This window comes from Roseinatronobacter sp., assembly GCF_051859525.1.
GTDB lineage: Bacteria > Pseudomonadota > Alphaproteobacteria > Rhodobacterales > Rhodobacteraceae > Roseinatronobacter.
This window is the reverse complement of sequence record NZ_JBHYFM010000014.1, coordinates 1-16,793: the sequence shown is the minus strand read 5'-3', so window position 1 is coordinate 16,793 and position 16,793 is coordinate 1. Positions and strand designations below refer to the sequence as shown.

Sequence of the window (16,793 nt, the reverse complement as noted above, 5' to 3'; positions counted from 1 at the left end):
ATATTTAATTTGATCTTGATCAAAGACCTTTGAAATATCCCTTGCTAGCGTGCACGCATGAAACGCTGTGCAACCCCTTTCCTGTCTGCCCTGCTGGCGCTTGGCCTTGTCATAAGTGCCGTGGCGCACGGGTATGCACAGGCCAAGACACCTGCGCCGGACATGCATGAACTGGTGATCTGTGGTGAAACCGGCCTTGAGACGATCTTCGTGGATGAATCTGGCGATCCGATTGATCCGGATACTTGTCCGGACACCCTATGTCAGGATTGCCTGCGCGTGACTGCGGCGTTGTCGTCAGAAATCCTCGCGACACGCGCGCATGAAATTACCAGCGCGCTTGCAGGCGCCCCCCGCATCTCGCTCGCACTCCCCGTCATATCCCGCATGGCCCATCAGCCACGCGCGCCCCCTTATCTGAAGCAGGTCTGATCTATGATTTCCCCAGCCATTTCCGGCGTTCCGCGCGCTTTGTGGTTCAGTTGCCTTGCCGTCATACTCTGCCTTCTGGCGTTTGCGCCTGCATTGGCGCAGACCCCGCATTTGCCGCGTTTTCTGGCCGAAGTTGCACCCGACACGCTTGTTCCAGACGCAACCGGCTTTGGCCCGATGCGCGAAGACATTCCCGCTGCCCCCCTGTTACGCGGCAACGCGCAGATCGGCTGGGTTTTCATCACCTCTGACTATGTCGGCACGACCGGCTATGCGGGCAAACCCATCCATACAATGGTGGCCATTGACGATGATGCCCGCATCATCGGGCTGAACCTTGTCCAGCATTGGGAACCCATAGTCCTGATCGGCATCCCTGAATCGCGCATCCGCGATCTGATGCAGGACCATATCGGGCTGGACCTGACCATTGCCGCGCAGGCGGGCGGGGATATTCAGGACCTTAACATCATTTCGGGCGTAACGGTCACGATCATGGTGATCGATGATTCCATCGTCCGCTCGGGTATCCGTGTGGCCCGCGCATTGGGGCTGGGTGGTCTGGCCCCGCGCGATGTCGCGTCAGGCCCGCAATTTGAAATCAACCCCGATGCACCCGTCGCGGATGACTGGTTCACGCTGGTTGGTGACGGCACGGTGCGGCGCATGTCGCTGGATGTGGGGCAGGTCAACGCGGCCTTCGCCGCGATGGATGACCCGCGCGCCACCCGCCGCGCCCTGACCGAACCTGAAGATACGCGCTTCATCGACATGTATGCGACCGTGGCCAGCGTGCCGGGTATCGGACGCACCCTGATCGGTGATCGCGAATTCGCAAATCTGGAAAACTGGCTGGAACAGGGTGAGCACGCGCTGGTGATCGGCGGGCGGGGGCTCTATTCCTTCAAGGGGTCGGGCTATGTGCGCGGCGGTGTGTTCGACCGCATCGTGTTGATCCAGAACGAACAATCCATCCGTTTTCGCGACCGCGACAACCGCCGCTTGCGGGCGCTGGACGTGGGTGGCGCACCGTCCTTTGACGAGTTGGACCTGTTCCGCATACCGGCCGAATACGGGTTTGACCCGACCCAGCCATGGCGCTTGCAGCTTCTGGTCAGCCGTGACGTGGCCGCGCTGGAACGGGTGTTCACCACCTTCGATCTGGGCTTCCAGATGCCGCGGCCATATCTGACGGAAGTTGCTGCGCCGCAACTTGTCCTGCCAGATCTGCATGACCAAGAGGCCGAACTGGCCGCGCAGCGGGCGCTGATCGAACGTATCTGGTGGGATCGCCGCGTCGAGATTTCAGGGCTGGCCCTCATGCTGGCCGTATTGACAGCGGCGTTTTTCTTCCAGATGTTCCTGACCCGTTCAGCGCGCGCAACCTATTGGTTCCGCATGGGGTTTCTGACCTTCACTCTGGTCTTTCTGGGCTGGTATGCGGCGGCACAACTGTCGGTCGTCAATATCATTGCGCTGGTGGACTCGTTGCGCGCGGGGTTCAGCTGGCAGGCGTTCATGCTGGACCCGCTGACCTTCATCCTGTGGTGGGCGGTGGCGGCGGCGCTGATCTTCTGGGGGCGCGGCGCCTATTGCGGCTGGCTGTGCCCCTTCGGTGCGCTACAGGAGTTGACCAACCAGATCGCGCGGTTTTTCAAGGTGCCGCAGATCACCCTGCCTTGGGGGCTGCATGAACGCCTGTGGCCGCTGAAATACATCATCTTTCTTGCGCTCTTTGCGGCGTCGCTGGCCGCTGTGCCATGGGCAGGCAGCCTGAACGAGGTTGAGCCTTTCAAGACCGCGATTGTCCTGAAATTCGACCGCGCCTGGCCCTTCGTGAGCTTTGCGCTGGTGCTTCTTGGCATCGGGCTGTTCATCGAGCGCTTTTATTGCCGCTATCTGTGCCCGCTGGGCGCGGCGCTGGCGATTCCGGCACGGATTCGCATGTTCGACTGGCTGAAACGCTATCCGGAATGCGGCACCCCGTGCCAGACCTGCGCGAATGAGTGCTTCGTGCAGGCCATCCACCCGACGGGAGAGATCAACCCCAATGAATGCCTGAACTGCATGAATTGTCAGGTGCTCTATCAGTCGGAAACGAAATGCCCGGTCGTGATCCGCAAGCTGAAGCGGCGCGAGTCTGTCAAGGCGAGTGCCGCGCCCAAAGCGGTCGATCCTGCCCGTGCGAACCATCCCAACCTGAAGAAGGAGACTTCCAATGTCTGACAAGACACAAAAACCCGGCATCAGCCGGCGCGGATTGCTGGGGGCAACCGCAGGCGGCGCGGCGCTGATGGGCGCAGGCCTTGGCGGCGGCGCGGCACGACTGGGCCTGATGGGCGGCGCGGCGGCGCTTGGCACTGCGGCAGCGACCAAGGGCGCGCATGCAGCGGCGGATTACCATGTCGGGCCGGGGCAGCTGGACGAATATTACGGCTTCTGGTCTTCGGGCCAGACAGGCGAGATGCGCATCCTTGGCATTCCTTCCATGCGCGAACTGATGCGCGTGCCGGTGTTCAACCGCTGCTCGGCCACGGGCTGGGGGCAGACCAATGAATCGATCCGCATTCATCAGGAACGGATGCTGCCCAAGACCAAGGCCTTTCTGGAGGCTAATGGCAAGAAGATCCACGACAATGGCGACCTGCACCATATCCATATGTCCTTCACTGATGGCACCTATGACGGGCGCTTCCTGTTCATGAATGACAAGGCGAATACGCGCGTGGCGCGCATTCGTTGCGACATCATGAAATGCGACAAGATCACGGAAATCCCCAACGCCAAGGCCATTCACGGGCTGCGTCCGCAGAAATACCCGCGCACCAACTATGTCTTTGCCAATGGCGAGGATGAAGGCCCGATGGTCAATGACGGCAATATTCTTGATGAACCCGAAAAATATGTAAACTTCTTCACCGCTTTGGACGCCGACACCATGGACGTCGCCTGGCAGGTGATGGTTTCGGGAAACCTTGACAACACCGATGCCGATTACGAGGGCAAATGGGCCTTCTCGACCAGCTACAACTCGGAAATGGGGACGAACCTGGCCGAGATGACATCCTCGGAGATGGACCATGTGGTGATCTTCAACATTGCCGCGATCGAACGCGCCATCCGCGAAGGGGACTATATCGAATTGCAGGGCGTCAAGGTTGTGGACGGGCGCAAGGGCCAGAACAAGGATTACACGCGCTATGTGCCGATCCCGAACAACCCGCATGGCATCAACATGGCACCCGACAAGAAGCACCTTTGCGTTGCGGGCAAGCTGTCGCCCACGGTTTCGGTGCTTGATGTCACCAAATTCGACCTGATCTTCGCGGATGAAAGCCTTGATCCGCGCGAAACCGTTCTGGTGGCCGAACCCGAACTGGGCCTTGGCCCGCTTCATACGGCGTTTGACGGGCAGGGCAATGCCTTCACCACGCTGTTCCTCGACAGTCAGATCGTGAAATGGAACATCGCGGACGCGATCCGTCTGTTCAACGGCGAGGATGTGGACCCGATCCTGTCCAAGACCGATGTGCATTACCAGCCCGGCCACAACTCCACCTCGATGGGCGAAACGCTGGAGGCGGATGGCAAGTGGTTCGTGTCGATGAACAAGTTCTCGAAGGACCGTTTCCTGAATGTCGGCCCCCTCAAGGCCGAGAACGAGCAGTTGTTCGTCATTGAAGGGGACAATCTGCGGCTGGTGCATGACGGGCCGACCTTTGCCGAACCGCATGACTCGATCATTGTGCGCAGCGACATCGTCAACCCGCTGCATGTCTATGACCGCAATGATCCGACATGGGCGGAAACGCGGCGTATCGCCGAAGCCGACGGCGTCGATATCGACGACTGGATGGAAACCGTGGTGCGCGATGGCAACAAGGTGCGCGTCTACATGTCGTCCATGGCGCCCAACTTCTCGTTGGAGAGCTTTACCGTCAAGGAAGGTGACGAGGTGACGGTGATCATCACCAACCTCGATGATATCGAGGATCTGGCGCATGGCTTCTGCATGGGCGACCATGGCGTCGCGTTTGAAATCAGCCCAAACCAGACGGCTTCAGCCACCTTCGTGGCAGCGAAAGCGGGCGTCTACTGGTATTACTGCCAGTGGTTCTGCCATGCGCTGCATATGGAAATGCGCGGACGCATGTTCGTCGAACCGAAGGACGCCTGATATGCGCGGCCTGCGTTTCCTTCTTGCGGCGCTGCTTGCGGCCCTTGTTCCGGCTTTTGCCGGGGCGGGGCAGCATTTCGTGCCCGCTGATCCGGGGGCGCTGGTCGCGGCCATCGCCGGGGCCAACCCCGGCGATGTGCTTGTCCTTGCGCCGGGCCGCCACGATGGCCCGGTGACCCTTGAGCGCCCCATAACGCTGGACGGGCGCGGGCAAGCCACGATTGACGGGCAGGGCGTGGCAGATGTGATCCGCGTGACCGGCGCGGATGTGGTGGTGCGCGGGCTGACATTGATCGGGTCCGGCAATGCCCATCCGGTTGTGGATGCCGCGGTCAAGCTGGACCGCACCGCCACCCGCGCGCTGATCGAAAATAATGTTATGAACGAAAACCTTGTCGGCGTGCATGTCTTTGGCGCAACCGAGTCCATCGTGCGCGGCAACACGATCATTGGCCGGCAGGATGCGCGGATGAATGACCGCGGCAATGGAATCTATGTCTGGAATGCGCCCGGTACGATTGTCGAAGGCAATGACATCCGCTTTGGCCGCGACGGGATTTTCGCCAATGCCTCGCGCGACAATATCTTCCGCGACAACATCATGCGCGATCTGCGCTTTGCCGTGCATTTCATGTATACGAACCTGAGCGAGGTTTCGGGCAATGTCTCGATCGGCAACCACCTTGGCTATGCCATAATGTTCTCGAACCGCACACAGGTCACGGGCAACCTGTCCCTGCGCGACCGTGGCCACGGGCTGATGCTGAATTTCGCCAATAATGCCGATGTCAGCGGCAATCTGATCCGTGGCGGCAGCCATGAAAAATGCACCTTCATCTATAACGCCCATCGCAACGTGATCGTCGGCAACCGGTTTGAGGGGTGCGATATCGGTATCCATTTCACCGCCGGTTCTGAACGCAATGCGCTGACCGGCAATGCGTTCATCGGCAACCGCACGCAGGTCAAATATGTTGGCACCCGTGACATTGAATGGAGTCATGACGGGCGCGGCAATTACTGGTCGGATCATGCCAGTTTCGATCTGGATGGCGACGGGATTGCCGATGCGAAATTCCGCCCCAATGACATGATGGACCATATCCTGTGGTCCCAACCAGCCGCTGGCCTGCTGCTTGGCTCGCCTGCCGTGCAACTGATCCGCTTTGCGCAGGCCCAATTCCCCGCCACCTTACCCGGTGGCGTGCTGGACAGTTTCCCGTTGATGCGCGCGCCCGAAATCCCCGTTCCCGATGACATTGCCAAGCTGGAGGCCGAAGCCCGCCCCGCATGGCAATATGGAAGGTTTGACGATGCCGAACTTGACCCTCTCACAGCTCACTAAAACATTCGCGGCCACACGCGCGCTGCGCGAGGTCAGTTTCGATATCGCCCCCGGCGAGCGTATCGCCCTTCTGGGCCATAACGGTGCGGGCAAATCCACGCTGATGAAGATCGTGTTGGGCCTGATCCCTTATGACTCTGGCCGCGTCGAGGTGCTGGGTGCCTCCCCCGGCGACCGCGCAGCGCGCCGTCAGGTGGCCTATCTGCCCGAAAATGTCGCCTTCCACCCCGCCCTTACGGGGCTGGAGCAGATCCGCACCTACCTGCGCCTGCGCGGCGCGCCTGTGCGCGATGCGATGGGCCTGCTGGAACGTGTGGGGCTGGCCGAGGCCGCGAAACGCCGCATTGGCACCTATTCCAAGGGGATGCGCCAGCGCGTGGGGCTGGCGCAGGCGCTGATCGGGCAGCCCCGCCTGCTGGTGCTGGATGAACCCACATCGGGGCTGGACCCCGTATCGCGGCGGGAATTCTATGCCACGCTGGACGGGCTGGCCGCCGAAGGGGCGTCGATCCTGCTGTCCAGCCATGCCCTGACCGAGGTTGAGGCCCGCACCGACCGCATCGTGATCCTGTCCAAGGGCGTGATGGTGGCCAATGCCGCATTGGCCGAGTTGCGCCGCAAGGCCGCCTTGCCGATCCTGATGCAAGTGCGCGCTTCTGCAGCCGCTGCCGATCAGGTGGCCGCACGTTTGGGCGGGGCGCGTTTCAATGGGGCCACGGTCACGCTGTCCTGTGCGCCAGATCAGAAACTGGCGCGGTTGGGGCAGGTGACAGCCTTGGGCGACATGATCGAGGATGTGGAGGTGATCCCCCCAAGCCTGGAAGACCTTTACACCCATTTCAGCAAGCAGGTGCAGCCATGAACGCCATTCTTGCCATTTCTGCCGCCGAATTCCGCATCGCATTCCGCAACCGCTGGGTCGCCATCGCGATTGCCATGATGGCGATCTTCTCGCTGGTGCTGGCGGGTGCAGGCAGTGCGCCCACGGGAACGCTGGGCGCGGACCGGCTGTCGGTGACCGTGGCCAGCCTGACCAGCCTAGCGGTCTATCTGGTGCCGTTGGTTGCCCTGCTGATGAGTTTTGATGCCATCGCAGGCGAGGTCGAGCGCGGCACGTTGCCCTTGATGCTGACCTATCCGCTGGGGCGGTTTGAAATCCTGCTGGGCAAGTTCATCGCGCATCTTGTCATCCTGTCGCTGGCGGTCGCCATTGGCTACGGGCTGGCGGCAGGGGCAGCGATCTGGACAGACCCGCGCGCCAGCGCGGGCTTTCCGGCCATGTTCCGGCTGTTCTGGACCTCGCTTCTGCTGGGTGCGGCCTTTGTTGCCATTGGTTATGCCATCTCGGCTTTCGCGCGCAGGCCCGGTGCGGCGGCGGGGCTGGCGATTGCATTGTGGCTGGTAATGATCGTGCTTTACGATCTGGGGCTTCTGGCCGCTGTCGTGGCCGATGATGGCGGGCGCTTCACCACCGAGGTTTTCCCGTGGCTGCTGGTGGGCAACCCCGCCGATGCCTTCCGCCTGTATAATCTGGCGGCGTCAGACGCGACGGCCGCGGCCGCCGGTATCGGTGCCGCCGCGCAGACCATTGCGCCGTCACATGCGCTGGCGTCAATCCTGCTCTGGCCGCTGTTGGGCCTTGGGCTGGCTGTGCTGGCCTTCAGAAAGGTGACGCCATGAAACACGCATCCCTTCTTTGCTGCGCCGCCCTTGCGCTTGCCGCCTGCCGCGAGGACAGCACCGCCGCACTGCCTGCCCCCGTGACCATGACCGAAGAGGCGGTTGGCCATTTCTGCCAGATGGAGATGCTGGAACACCCCGGCCCCAAGGCGCAGGTTTTCCTCGATGGCCTGCCTTATCCGCTGTTCTTCTCTCAGGTGCGCGATGCCATCGCCTATGACCGGATGCCGGAACAAAGCCACATGATCGCGGCCATCTATGTCTCGGATATGGGGTGGTCGGGGGCAAGTTGGGCCAACCCCGGCGCGGATAACTGGATCCTTGCGGGTGCCGCCTATTACGTTGTGGGGTCGGACATGGTGGGGGGGATGGAAACCCCCGAACTGGTGCCCTTTGCCACGCATGAGGGCGCGCAGGCCTTCATCACCCGCCATGGCGGCGAGGCCCTGCGCCTGAATGGCATCACCGATGACATGGTGCTTGCCCCTGTCGAATTTGAATCCGATATCGGCATTGAGGATGATGGCGATTTCGAAGAACGCCTGCGCGCCCTGTCGCGCGGACAGGAGGGATGAACATGACCTTGTCAAGACGCCGGTTTCTGGCCATTTCTGCGGTTGCCGCTGCCTTGCCGGTGGCGGCGCGTGGGCAATCGGTGCATCACTGGCGCGGGGTGGCGCTGGGGGCGGATGCCTCGATCACGCTGGCGCATCCGGACGCCCCCCGCATCGTGGCGATGGCCCGCGCCGAGATTGCACGCCTGGAAGATGTCTTCAGCCTGCACACGCCCGGATCGGCATTGAACCGGCTGAATGCGACTGGCAGGCTGGCCGCCCCACCGCCCGAATTGCTGGAATGCCTAAGCCACTGCGCAACGCTTTACCGTGCCACAGATGGCATGTTCGACCCCACGATCCAGCCGCTCTGGGTGCTCTATGCGCGCCACTTCGCAGGGAAAACCAATGCGGCCCTGCCCGACGCCACCGTGCTAAAGTCTGTGCTGGAACATGTCGGGTTTCAAAAAATACGCCTTGATCCCAATGAGCTAAGACTGAAATACGGCATGGCGCTTAGCCTGAACGGCATCGCGCAAGGCTTGATAGCTGACAAGGTGGCCGCGCTGTTGCGTGCGCAGGGTTTGACCGATGTGCTGGTCAATACCGGCGAATTTGCAGCGCTTGGTCACGCGCCGGACGGCCAGCCGTGGCAGATTGGTTTGCGTTCCGGGGATGACCTGCTGCCAGAACGGGCTGCCCTTCGGGATGCGGCGCTGGCAAGTTCTGCCGCGCAGGGCATCAGCTTTGACGGCGAAGGCCGCGTTGGTCATATCCTGAACCCGAAAAACGGGCTGCCCGCGCATAAGCGGTGGAAACTTGTCACTGTGACCGCCCCGCAGGCATGGCTTGCCGATGGTCTGAGCACGGCCTTCTGCCTGATGAACCGCAACCGGATCGCACAAACGCTTCAGGCGTTTCCGCAGGCAAGAATCGAGCGACTTGTGGTATAGGCTCTGATCCGCCGGATGCAGTGACGCAGAGCGATAATCCCTGCATCGCAGCACAATCATTCAGGTCGCATTCATGGCAGCGGCGTCAATCCGCGACAGGTCCGGCAGAATGTAAGGGTGTAGTGTTTCATGACCATAACATGCACTTGCATGTTAATTGCAAATTCTGTAGTTACCCCCCGAGCCAGGCATGCACCCAGCCATTTCCCCTAACGCTGGAGCTTGCCATGACCCTGCCCGTACACACAGATCGTCCGCGATCTGGACACCGCTATTATAGTTTCACGCTCTCCTCGGTTCTGGCGCTTTGTTGCGCGACAAGCGGTTTCGCGCAGACCGCAGGAGAGTTGCATCTGGGCCAGCTTGTGCTGGACCCGGCGTTCATGCGCGCACAAGATCCGGACGGCAATGCCGCAGATCGTGGAAACAGCCATTATGTGGCCGACGCCGAGCTGGATCGGGCGCGCATGGGGAATCTACGGCACCTGTTTTCGGGCATTGCATCCGTTTCGGTTGGCGGGGGCATTCCTGTGGCGCAGAAAATCTTCGTTAATGGTGTGGATATGCTGAACCTTGGGGTCACGCTGGACGGGGTCGCGCAGAATAACCGGATCTTCCACCACACATCGGCAAATGCGTTTGATCCCGGTCTTATGAAATCGGTCCGTGTTGACGCAGGCGCGGCCGCAGCAGATGCGGGGCCGCATGCGCTGGCAGGGGCGGTTGTGATGGAAACGGTCGATGCAGAAGATATTTTGCTGTCGGGCCAATCTGTTGGCGGCAATGCGCGCTTTTCCTATAGCAGCAATGGCCAGACACCTGCCGGGTCGGTCACCCTTGCCGCGCGTCATGCCGGTTTTGAAGCTGTGGGATATCTGAAACGCGCCAAGGGCAATGACTACCGCGCGGGTGATGGCAGCACCATTGCGGGCAGTGCCGCAGATCTGACATCGGGGTTGCTGAAATTCGCATTCGAGAACCCCGAAGGCCACCGCATCGAGGTTTCCGGCCTGCGCATGATTGATGACGCCCTGCGCCCGTTTCGCGCCAACATGGTTGGCGTGGGTGCCCCGAGAGAGCCGAGACGCTACAACACCACCCGCGACACATTCTCCGTGTCCTATGAAAACACTGCCGCTGACGGGTTCTGGGACCCGCGCATTGTCCTCGGCCGCTCGCGCGTGCGGGTTGGCGTGGACCAGCCCTTGGCACCTGCATTGGGGACCAGCTGGGGGGACAGTTCCACCTTTTCCGGCAAGATCGAAAACCGTTTCAACCTTGGCGAGTTGGGCAGCGTGACGGCGGGTGTGGATTACTACGACCGCTCCAGCACCTATCGTGACAATGCCACAGCGCCTTTGCGAGAGAAAGCGCGCAATACCGGCATCTATGCACAAGCCCGCCTTGACCCGAGTGATGCGCTGTCGTTGTCATTTGGTCTGCGTTTCGACAGCCAGCGATTCACTGGGGTCAATGACTGGCAGAATTCCTTCAGGGGGTTCAGTGGCAATGTCTCGGCGGCCTATCAGTTCACTGATGCGCTGCGGCTGCGGGCAGGGGCGTCTTCGGTGTTTGGGGGGCTGTCACTGGAAGATAACTTCATCTTCAACCCTGCCTGGGATTACAGCGACATGCGCGCCGCACGATCCACGAATTACACAATGGGTTTCGACTACGAGACAGGCAATCTGCGTCTGGATGGTGAAGTGTTCCTGACCCGCATAGATAACGCGCGGGTCAGTGTCTATGCGCGCAACGCGATTGGTGACGCCGAAAGCCGCGGGTTCAACCTTGGTCTGGGCTATGGCTGGGACGGGGGGTATCTGCGCGCCAGCTATTCCCGCAGCAGGATCAAGGTTGATGGTCAGGCTTCTGACAGCTATTCGGCGCTGGATCTGGGTGCGCCCCTTGGTGGGGTGCTAGCGCTGGAGGCCCAGCACCAGCCCCGCAACAGCGATTTCGCCTTCGGGGGCAGTGTGCAGGCCGCGCAAGCCTATCGGACCATCGCTGCCGGATCGGACCGCGGCATTCCCGGCTATGCGGTTGCCAACCTATTTGCGGAGTATCACGCACCGCAGGTCAGGGGGCTTGTCATTCGCGCCGAGGTGAACAACCTTTTTGACAAGCATTATGCTGATCGTGCGACCTACGGGGCCGATTTCAACAGCGTCACACCCTTCTTCGAGCCGGGCCGCAGTGTCACATTGACGACCTCTTTGCGGTTCTGAATACGGTTTCCGTTGGTGCGCATATGACCCGCGCCAACGGAACCACGCTGCTATGTGCAGGTATTACGGATACAGGCGGTTCAGAATATCAAGCAAGGCATAGGCGTCGTCCGTATCCAGTTTTGGCGCCAGTGCCGCGCGAAGTTGCGCGGAATAGGCGTCCCATACCCGTTCATGCAGCCCCCGCGCCATGTCCGTTACATGCACGCTCTGCCCGCGCCCTTTGCCTGCGCGGGCCTTGCATGTGACCAGCCCCGCCTTCTGCATGCGCGCGACATGGCGCGAAACTGCGTATTGCGGCAGGAAAAGCCGGTGTTCCAGATCCTGCATCCGCACACCTTCTGTCGGGGCCTCCTCTGCGGCAAGCAGGATCTCGTACCAGACCGGATCGGCAATGCCCTGCGCGCGCAGTTCGGCCTCGATCGGGGGCATCAGCGTGCGGGATATGCGCATCAGGGCAAAATGCACCCGAAAATAGGCGATTTCAGGATGCGCGTCCCCATAGCGCGTTTGTGCGCGTTCTGGGTCGGTCGCGGCTGAATCATTCGGGTGGCGCATGCTACCTCTTGTCGTGTTGAATGGGGCGGCCTGCGCAGAATCGGGCGGGATCGCGCCGGATAGAAGGGGGCTACAGTCCCACTACAACCGCAACCCCGTCAAGCGCTGCCAGCCGCAGCGGCGTTTCATACAAGTCTGACAGCAGGTCCGAGGTGACAGTTTCCTGCCATGGTCCGGCAGCAACGACGCGCCCGTTCTTCATGGCGATGCAGTAATCTGCATAGCGTGCGGCGACAGACAGATCATGCAGCACCAGCGCAATACTGCGCTGGCCCGTGGCCGAACCTGTCATGCCGTGCAGCCGGTCCATGATGTCACGGACATATTTCGGGTCCAGCGCGGCAAGCGGTTCGTCAAGCAGCATCCACGGGGTCGATTGCGCATAGGCCATTGCGACAAAGGCCCGCTGGCGCTGTCCGCCGGACAGCGTTTCGACATTGCGCTGGGCCAAGGCTTCAAGATCGAAGCGGCGCAGCGCTTCGCGGGTGATCTGGTGATCCTGCGCGCGTGGCCTGCCCCGATGGTGGGGCCAGCGCCCGAAGGCGACAAGATCCCCCACGCTCAGGCGGGGCAGGGCGGCTTGTGATTGGGTCAGCAAGGACAGAACCAGCGCGCGGCGATCCTCGCGCAGGGCATGAATATCTTGCCCGTTTATCTGCACGCTGCCGCAATCCGGTGCCAGCAGTCCCGCCATGCAATGCAACAGCGTGGATTTGCCTGCCCCGTTCGGCCCGATAATTGCCGCCAGCCGCCCCGACGGAATGCGCAATGTGACATTGTGCAGAATTTGCGTCCCGTCCCGCGTCAGGCACAGGTTGTCGATGTCGATCATGATTTGCGCCCTTTCAGCACCAGTGCCAGAAACAGCAATCCTCCGGCAAATTCGACAATGATGGCCAGTGCTGATTGCAGGCCCATCAGGCGCTCGAATATGGTCTGGCCCGCAAGCAGTATCGCCGCACCCATCATGGCAGCGGCCGGAATCAGCACAATATGCCTGTGATCGCGCAACAGGGCATGTGCAAAACTGGCCGCCAGCAGCCCCAGAAATGTGATCGGCCCGACAAGGGCAGTGGACACTGCCACCAACAGGGCAACAACACCAAGGGACAACAGCACCAGCCGGTCATGGTTCAGCCCCAGAACACGCGCCTGAACGCGCCCCAATGCGGCCACATCCAGACGCGGCGCCAGCCGCAGCGCCCCCGCCAGACCCGCGCCAAGCGCAAGCGCCGCAATTCCCAGCAAACCGGGGTCAACCGTGTTGAAACTGGCAATGCTGGCCTGTTGGACAACTGCGAATTCCGACGGGTCCAGCAGGCGCTGGGCAAAGCCCGCCAACCCGCGCAGCAGAACCCCCAGAATAACGCCTGTCAGGATCATGCGGATGATATCTTCGGCCCCTTTGCGGAACAGAACCCCGAAAAGCGCCATGGCCGCCCCCGCCAGAAGCGCTGTTTCCACAAGGAACTTGGCCATGTTGTCCAGCGCCACATAGCCCGCCCCCCCAAGCAGCAGCACCAGAAGCGTCTGGGTGAAGATAAACAGCGCATCGAACCCGACAATACCGGGGGTCAGCAGCCGGTTGGTTGCGATGGTCTGGAACAGGACCGTTGCCGCGCCGGTCGCGGCCCCAACCAGCACAAGTGCGGCCAGCTTCTCGGCCCGTAGTTCAAGAATGAAGCCCATCGGCGCGCGCAAATTCCACAGCAGGAAAAACGCACATAACAGGCAAAGGGTCGCAGCCAGTGCTGCCATGCGCAACCTAACCATGCTGTGCCTGTGTCTTGCGTGTGTTCAGCAGCCACAGGAACAACCCCGCCCCGAAAACCGCAAAAACGGTTGCCGCCGGTATCTCGTAGGGCCAGCGCACCACGCGGCCCAGCAGATCGGCTGCAAGAACAAGAACCGCGCCCAAAAGCGCGACCCAAGGCAGATTGCGCCGCAGATTATCCCCGCGCCAGCGTGACACGATATTGGGCACGACCAGCCCCACAAAGGGCATTGCGCCCACGGTCACAACCACCACCGCAAAGGTGACCGCCACACAGCCAAGCCCCAACAGCACAGTTTGCAGATAGTTTAGCCCCAAGGCGCGGGCATAATCCTCGCCCAGCCCCAGAAGTGTGATCCGGTCGGCCAGCAAAAACAGCGCCACGGCCAGCGCCGCGATGATCCAAAGCAGCTCATACCGTCCGCGCAGAACGCCCGAGAATTCGCCGGTTTGCCATATGCCGATGAATTGCACCAGATCGTTGACCCATGCCAGCCACATTGCTGCAGCCCCCAGAATCCCGCCATAAATCAGGCCCACCAGCGGTAACAGCATCGGGTCGCGTCGGGGCACCAGACGCGCCAGCGCGAAGAAAACGGCTGTTCCTGCAAGCGAGGAAAGTGAGGCCACCGACATTTTGACCAGCAAAGCGGCACCGGGTGCTATCAGGGTAATTGCCAGCAGGCCCAGCATGGCCGATTCCGGTGTGCCGATCAGGCCGGGGTCAACCAGCCTGTTCTGCACGCTTTGCTGGACAACCACACCCGCCAGCGCCAGTCCGGCGCCCGCCAGCATGGCCGCAACCGTGCGCGGAACACGGCTGATGGCCAGCACCATGCCCGCGTCAAGCTGGGTGTTCCAAAGGTTGGTCGCCCCGACCAGCAGGCTTGCCAGCCCCAGCAGGGCAAGCCCGGTCAGGGCAACAGGAAAACCGCGCAAGTGATCAGCCGCCAGCGCCCTCGAACGCGGCCCTGATCTGGTCCAGCACGATCTGGACAGACTGGATACCGCCACCCGCCAGATAGATCGCACCGCCGTCAAGATAGATGATCTGCCCGCGCTGTCCCGCAGTTGTGCCTGCGATCAGCGGCGTGTCCAGCGTCACGGCCGCGGCCTCGCCTTCCTGTCCGATGGCGGCGGCACGGTCCAGAACCAGCAGCCAGTCGGGGTTCACTTCCGCGATGAATTCAAACGACACCGACTCGCCATGGTTTTCGGCGGTTATACCCTCGAAGGCTTCGGGAAGCCCGATGGCGTTGTGCAGCCATCCAAAACGGCTATCCGCACCATAGGCCGACAATTTGCCGCCATTGGTCTGCACAATCAGCGCACCGCCCTTGCCCGCAACAGCTTCGGTGGTTTGGGCAACCAGATCATCCAGCCCCGCGATCAGGCTATCTGCCTGCGCGGATTTGCCGAACAGCGTGCCATAGGCCAGGACGCGCGCCCGTGCCTGCCCGATCAGGTCATTGCCCACAATCGTCATGTCGATTGTCGGGGCAACGCGCGACAATGCCCCAACCTGCGCCTGCGAACGACCGCCAGCGACAATCAGGTCGGGGGCCATAACGGCAAGCGATTCAAGATCGGGTTCGAACAGTGTTCCGACAGTCGGCAGCGTTGCCATCGTGTCAGCCAGATATGCAGGCGGCGTAATGGCGGGTACGGCGGCAACGGGAATGCCAAGTGCATCAAGCGCGTCGATTGCGGCCAGATCAAGCGCCACAATTTTTTGCGGGCTGGCAGGCAGGGTGACCGGGCCGGGATGGGTTTCAATCGTCACGTCCTGTGCCAGCGCCGTCAAGGGAAGTGCTGTTAGGGCCGCCACGGCAAGTATAATGCGCATATTCTTTCCTGTGCTGATAGCGGATGTCTGGCGGCGGCTGGACATACCTGATTGTTTTTGTCATGTGTATGCCTGAGCAATTAAATCAGGATTTTGGGAAATGCAATCCACACAAACAGCTTTGGGCCGGTTCCCCACACTGAAGGCAAGCGCCTATCTTCAGCAATTGTGCAAGCACTTTGCCCATAAAATTCCCGTAAGTTTCAATGAAACCAGCGGGGAGGTCGGCTTGCCAACTGGGACATGCACCCTGTCTGCATCGGAAAGTGACCTTCAAATCACTGTGACGGCCACGACACTTGAACAGCTTGAACGCGCCAAGACGATCATCGACAGCCATCTGGAGCGCTTTGCCTTTCGCGAAGGTTTCAAAACGATGCATTGGTCCTAGATACCCGCCGAACATTGGGGGTCTGAATACAGGTTAAAATCCGCGCCTTGCTAAAGTAGCTGTCGGTCCCGGCGACAGCGCGCGAAACGGCACCGGACCGTCGGCAGGGCACGGGTCACTTTGCTGCGCCGCGCATTCTGCCGCATCTTAACGCCGGTCCTGCAACAGGCGCATCGATGCGCCAGCGAATACCACCTGAAGGCAGAAATCCTTCTGCTCAGGATGTGACGCGCGGGTGGTACCGCAACACAACGCCCAAGGCGCGAAATTCCGCGCAGGGTTCGGGTTCACGGGAACCAGAACGGGGGATGGGGGTTTTTGATCCCATAAGGTCTGAAACACGACCGTCCCAACAAAAGGAAACGGACCATGAAACTTGCACGTCACCTTGCCCCCGCCCTGTTTGCACTGGCGTCCAGCACTGCGCTTGCAGGCGTCGACCAAGTGTCCGAAGTGACCGTCACTGCCGATATCACCGCCATCAGCAACGAAGAGGCGGCATTGTTCTGGTCTTCGATTGCGCAGGATCTGGAAAACGCCATTCTGGCCCAGATCGTGGACCGCATCGAAGATGAAGGTGCCCGCATTTCGGTGCGGCTGGAAGAAGTCGCGCTTGCCAATGCGTTTGAACGCAATTTCGATCTGGAACAATCTGTGCTGGTCGGTCAGGTGAATGTGACAGATGAGAATAACAACGCGAATTTCAATTCCTATGAACTTAGCGTCTCGCTGTCCGGTGTGACCGCTGTGGACGAGGACGGAGAGCCGCTGTTGTTTGAAAGCGTTGAAGCAGAGCGCGCCTATCAGACCCTGATCACCGCGTTTGCGGACGGGGTTGTGACGCGTCTGGACTGA

At 61.0% G+C, this 16,793-nt stretch carries 16 protein-coding genes; 11 read left to right on the top strand and 5 right to left on the bottom strand.

The features are described from left to right. The first annotated feature begins 57 nt into the window (after positions 1–57). The 9 genes from ACTIE1_RS11355 to ACTIE1_RS11315 all read left to right on the top strand — a co-directional run bounded on the left by ACTIE1_RS11355 (position 58) and on the right by ACTIE1_RS11315 (position 11,369). Entirely contained in the window at positions 58–432 is a 375-nt protein-coding gene (locus ACTIE1_RS11355) for a hypothetical protein (RefSeq protein WP_439562910.1), read from the top strand. A 3-nt stretch (positions 433–435) separates the two neighbouring features. After that, complete coding sequence (locus ACTIE1_RS11350; protein WP_439562909.1) at positions 436–2,658, top strand: 4Fe-4S binding protein; 2,223 nt, start codon at positions 436–438, stop codon at positions 2,656–2,658. Next, positions 2,651–4,609 carry a TAT-dependent nitrous-oxide reductase gene (gene nosZ / locus ACTIE1_RS11345; protein ID WP_439562908.1) on the top strand — a complete coding sequence of 653 codons (1,959 nt, stop codon included), beginning with the start codon at positions 2,651–2,653 and terminating at the stop codon, positions 4,607–4,609. The genes ACTIE1_RS11350 and nosZ overlap by 8 nt, the downstream gene beginning before the upstream one ends. 1 nt (position 4,610) lies before the next feature. Beyond that, positions 4,611–5,954 (top strand): nitrous oxide reductase family maturation protein NosD, encoded by a 1,344-nt coding sequence (locus tag ACTIE1_RS11340; protein WP_439562907.1) that lies wholly within the window; start codon positions 4,611–4,613, stop codon positions 5,952–5,954. After that, positions 5,923–6,816 carry an ABC transporter ATP-binding protein gene (locus ACTIE1_RS11335; protein WP_439562906.1) on the top strand — a complete coding sequence of 298 codons (894 nt, stop codon included), beginning with the start codon at positions 5,923–5,925 and terminating at the stop codon, positions 6,814–6,816. Before ACTIE1_RS11340 ends, ACTIE1_RS11335 begins: the two co-directional genes overlap by 32 nt. Beyond that, positions 6,813–7,634: an ABC transporter permease gene (locus ACTIE1_RS11330; protein WP_439562905.1), complete on the top strand. Its 822-nt coding sequence runs from the start codon at positions 6,813–6,815 to the stop codon at positions 7,632–7,634. Before ACTIE1_RS11335 ends, ACTIE1_RS11330 begins: the two co-directional genes overlap by 4 nt. Next, the gene (locus ACTIE1_RS11325; protein WP_439562904.1) at positions 7,631–8,209 is read left to right on the top strand and encodes a nitrous oxide reductase accessory protein NosL; all 579 of its coding nucleotides are present in this window, start codon (positions 7,631–7,633) and stop codon (positions 8,207–8,209) included. Before ACTIE1_RS11330 ends, ACTIE1_RS11325 begins: the two co-directional genes overlap by 4 nt. 2 nt (positions 8,210–8,211) lie before the next feature. Then, positions 8,212–9,141 carry an FAD:protein FMN transferase gene (locus ACTIE1_RS11320; protein WP_439562903.1) on the top strand — a complete coding sequence of 310 codons (930 nt, stop codon included), beginning with the start codon at positions 8,212–8,214 and terminating at the stop codon, positions 9,139–9,141. 227 nt (positions 9,142–9,368) lie between these two features. Beyond that, positions 9,369–11,369: a TonB-dependent receptor domain-containing protein gene (locus ACTIE1_RS11315; RefSeq protein ID WP_439562902.1), complete on the top strand. Its 2,001-nt coding sequence runs from the start codon at positions 9,369–9,371 to the stop codon at positions 11,367–11,369. 63 nt (positions 11,370–11,432) lie between these two features. On the opposite strand, the gene ACTIE1_RS11310 is transcribed toward ACTIE1_RS11315, so the two are convergent. The 5 genes from ACTIE1_RS11310 to ACTIE1_RS11290 all read right to left on the bottom strand — a co-directional run bounded on the left by ACTIE1_RS11310 (position 11,433) and on the right by ACTIE1_RS11290 (position 15,547). Then, positions 11,433–11,927: a MarR family winged helix-turn-helix transcriptional regulator gene (locus tag ACTIE1_RS11310; protein ID WP_439562901.1), complete on the bottom strand. Its 495-nt coding sequence runs from the start codon at positions 11,925–11,927 to the stop codon at positions 11,433–11,435. Between the two features lie 70 nt (positions 11,928–11,997). Further along, positions 11,998–12,759, bottom strand: a complete 762-nt coding sequence (locus ACTIE1_RS11305; protein ID WP_439562900.1) for an ATP-binding cassette domain-containing protein — start codon at positions 12,757–12,759, stop codon at positions 11,998–12,000. Next, positions 12,756–13,700, bottom strand: a complete 945-nt coding sequence (locus tag ACTIE1_RS11300) for an iron chelate uptake ABC transporter family permease subunit (RefSeq protein WP_439562899.1) — start codon at positions 13,698–13,700, stop codon at positions 12,756–12,758. Before ACTIE1_RS11300 ends, ACTIE1_RS11305 begins: the two co-directional genes overlap by 4 nt. After that, the gene (locus ACTIE1_RS11295; protein WP_439562898.1) at positions 13,693–14,640 is read right to left on the bottom strand and encodes an iron chelate uptake ABC transporter family permease subunit; all 948 of its coding nucleotides are present in this window, start codon (positions 14,638–14,640) and stop codon (positions 13,693–13,695) included. The genes ACTIE1_RS11300 and ACTIE1_RS11295 overlap by 8 nt, the downstream gene beginning before the upstream one ends. A gap of 4 nt (positions 14,641–14,644) precedes the next feature. Continuing rightward, positions 14,645–15,547 carry a siderophore ABC transporter substrate-binding protein gene (locus ACTIE1_RS11290; RefSeq protein ID WP_439562897.1) on the bottom strand — a complete coding sequence of 301 codons (903 nt, stop codon included), beginning with the start codon at positions 15,545–15,547 and terminating at the stop codon, positions 14,645–14,647. Positions 15,548–15,647: 100 nt separating this feature from the next. Here ACTIE1_RS11290 and ACTIE1_RS11285 point away from each other — a divergent pair, with 100 nt between their 5' ends. Together ACTIE1_RS11285 and ACTIE1_RS11280 are read left to right on the top strand one after the other, a co-directional pair. Next, positions 15,648–15,938 carry a DUF2218 domain-containing protein gene (locus ACTIE1_RS11285; RefSeq protein ID WP_439562896.1) on the top strand — a complete coding sequence of 97 codons (291 nt, stop codon included), beginning with the start codon at positions 15,648–15,650 and terminating at the stop codon, positions 15,936–15,938. A 369-nt stretch (positions 15,939–16,307) separates the two neighbouring features. Continuing rightward, positions 16,308–16,793 carry a hypothetical protein gene (locus ACTIE1_RS11280; protein ID WP_439562895.1) on the top strand — a complete coding sequence of 162 codons (486 nt, stop codon included), beginning with the start codon at positions 16,308–16,310 and terminating at the stop codon, positions 16,791–16,793.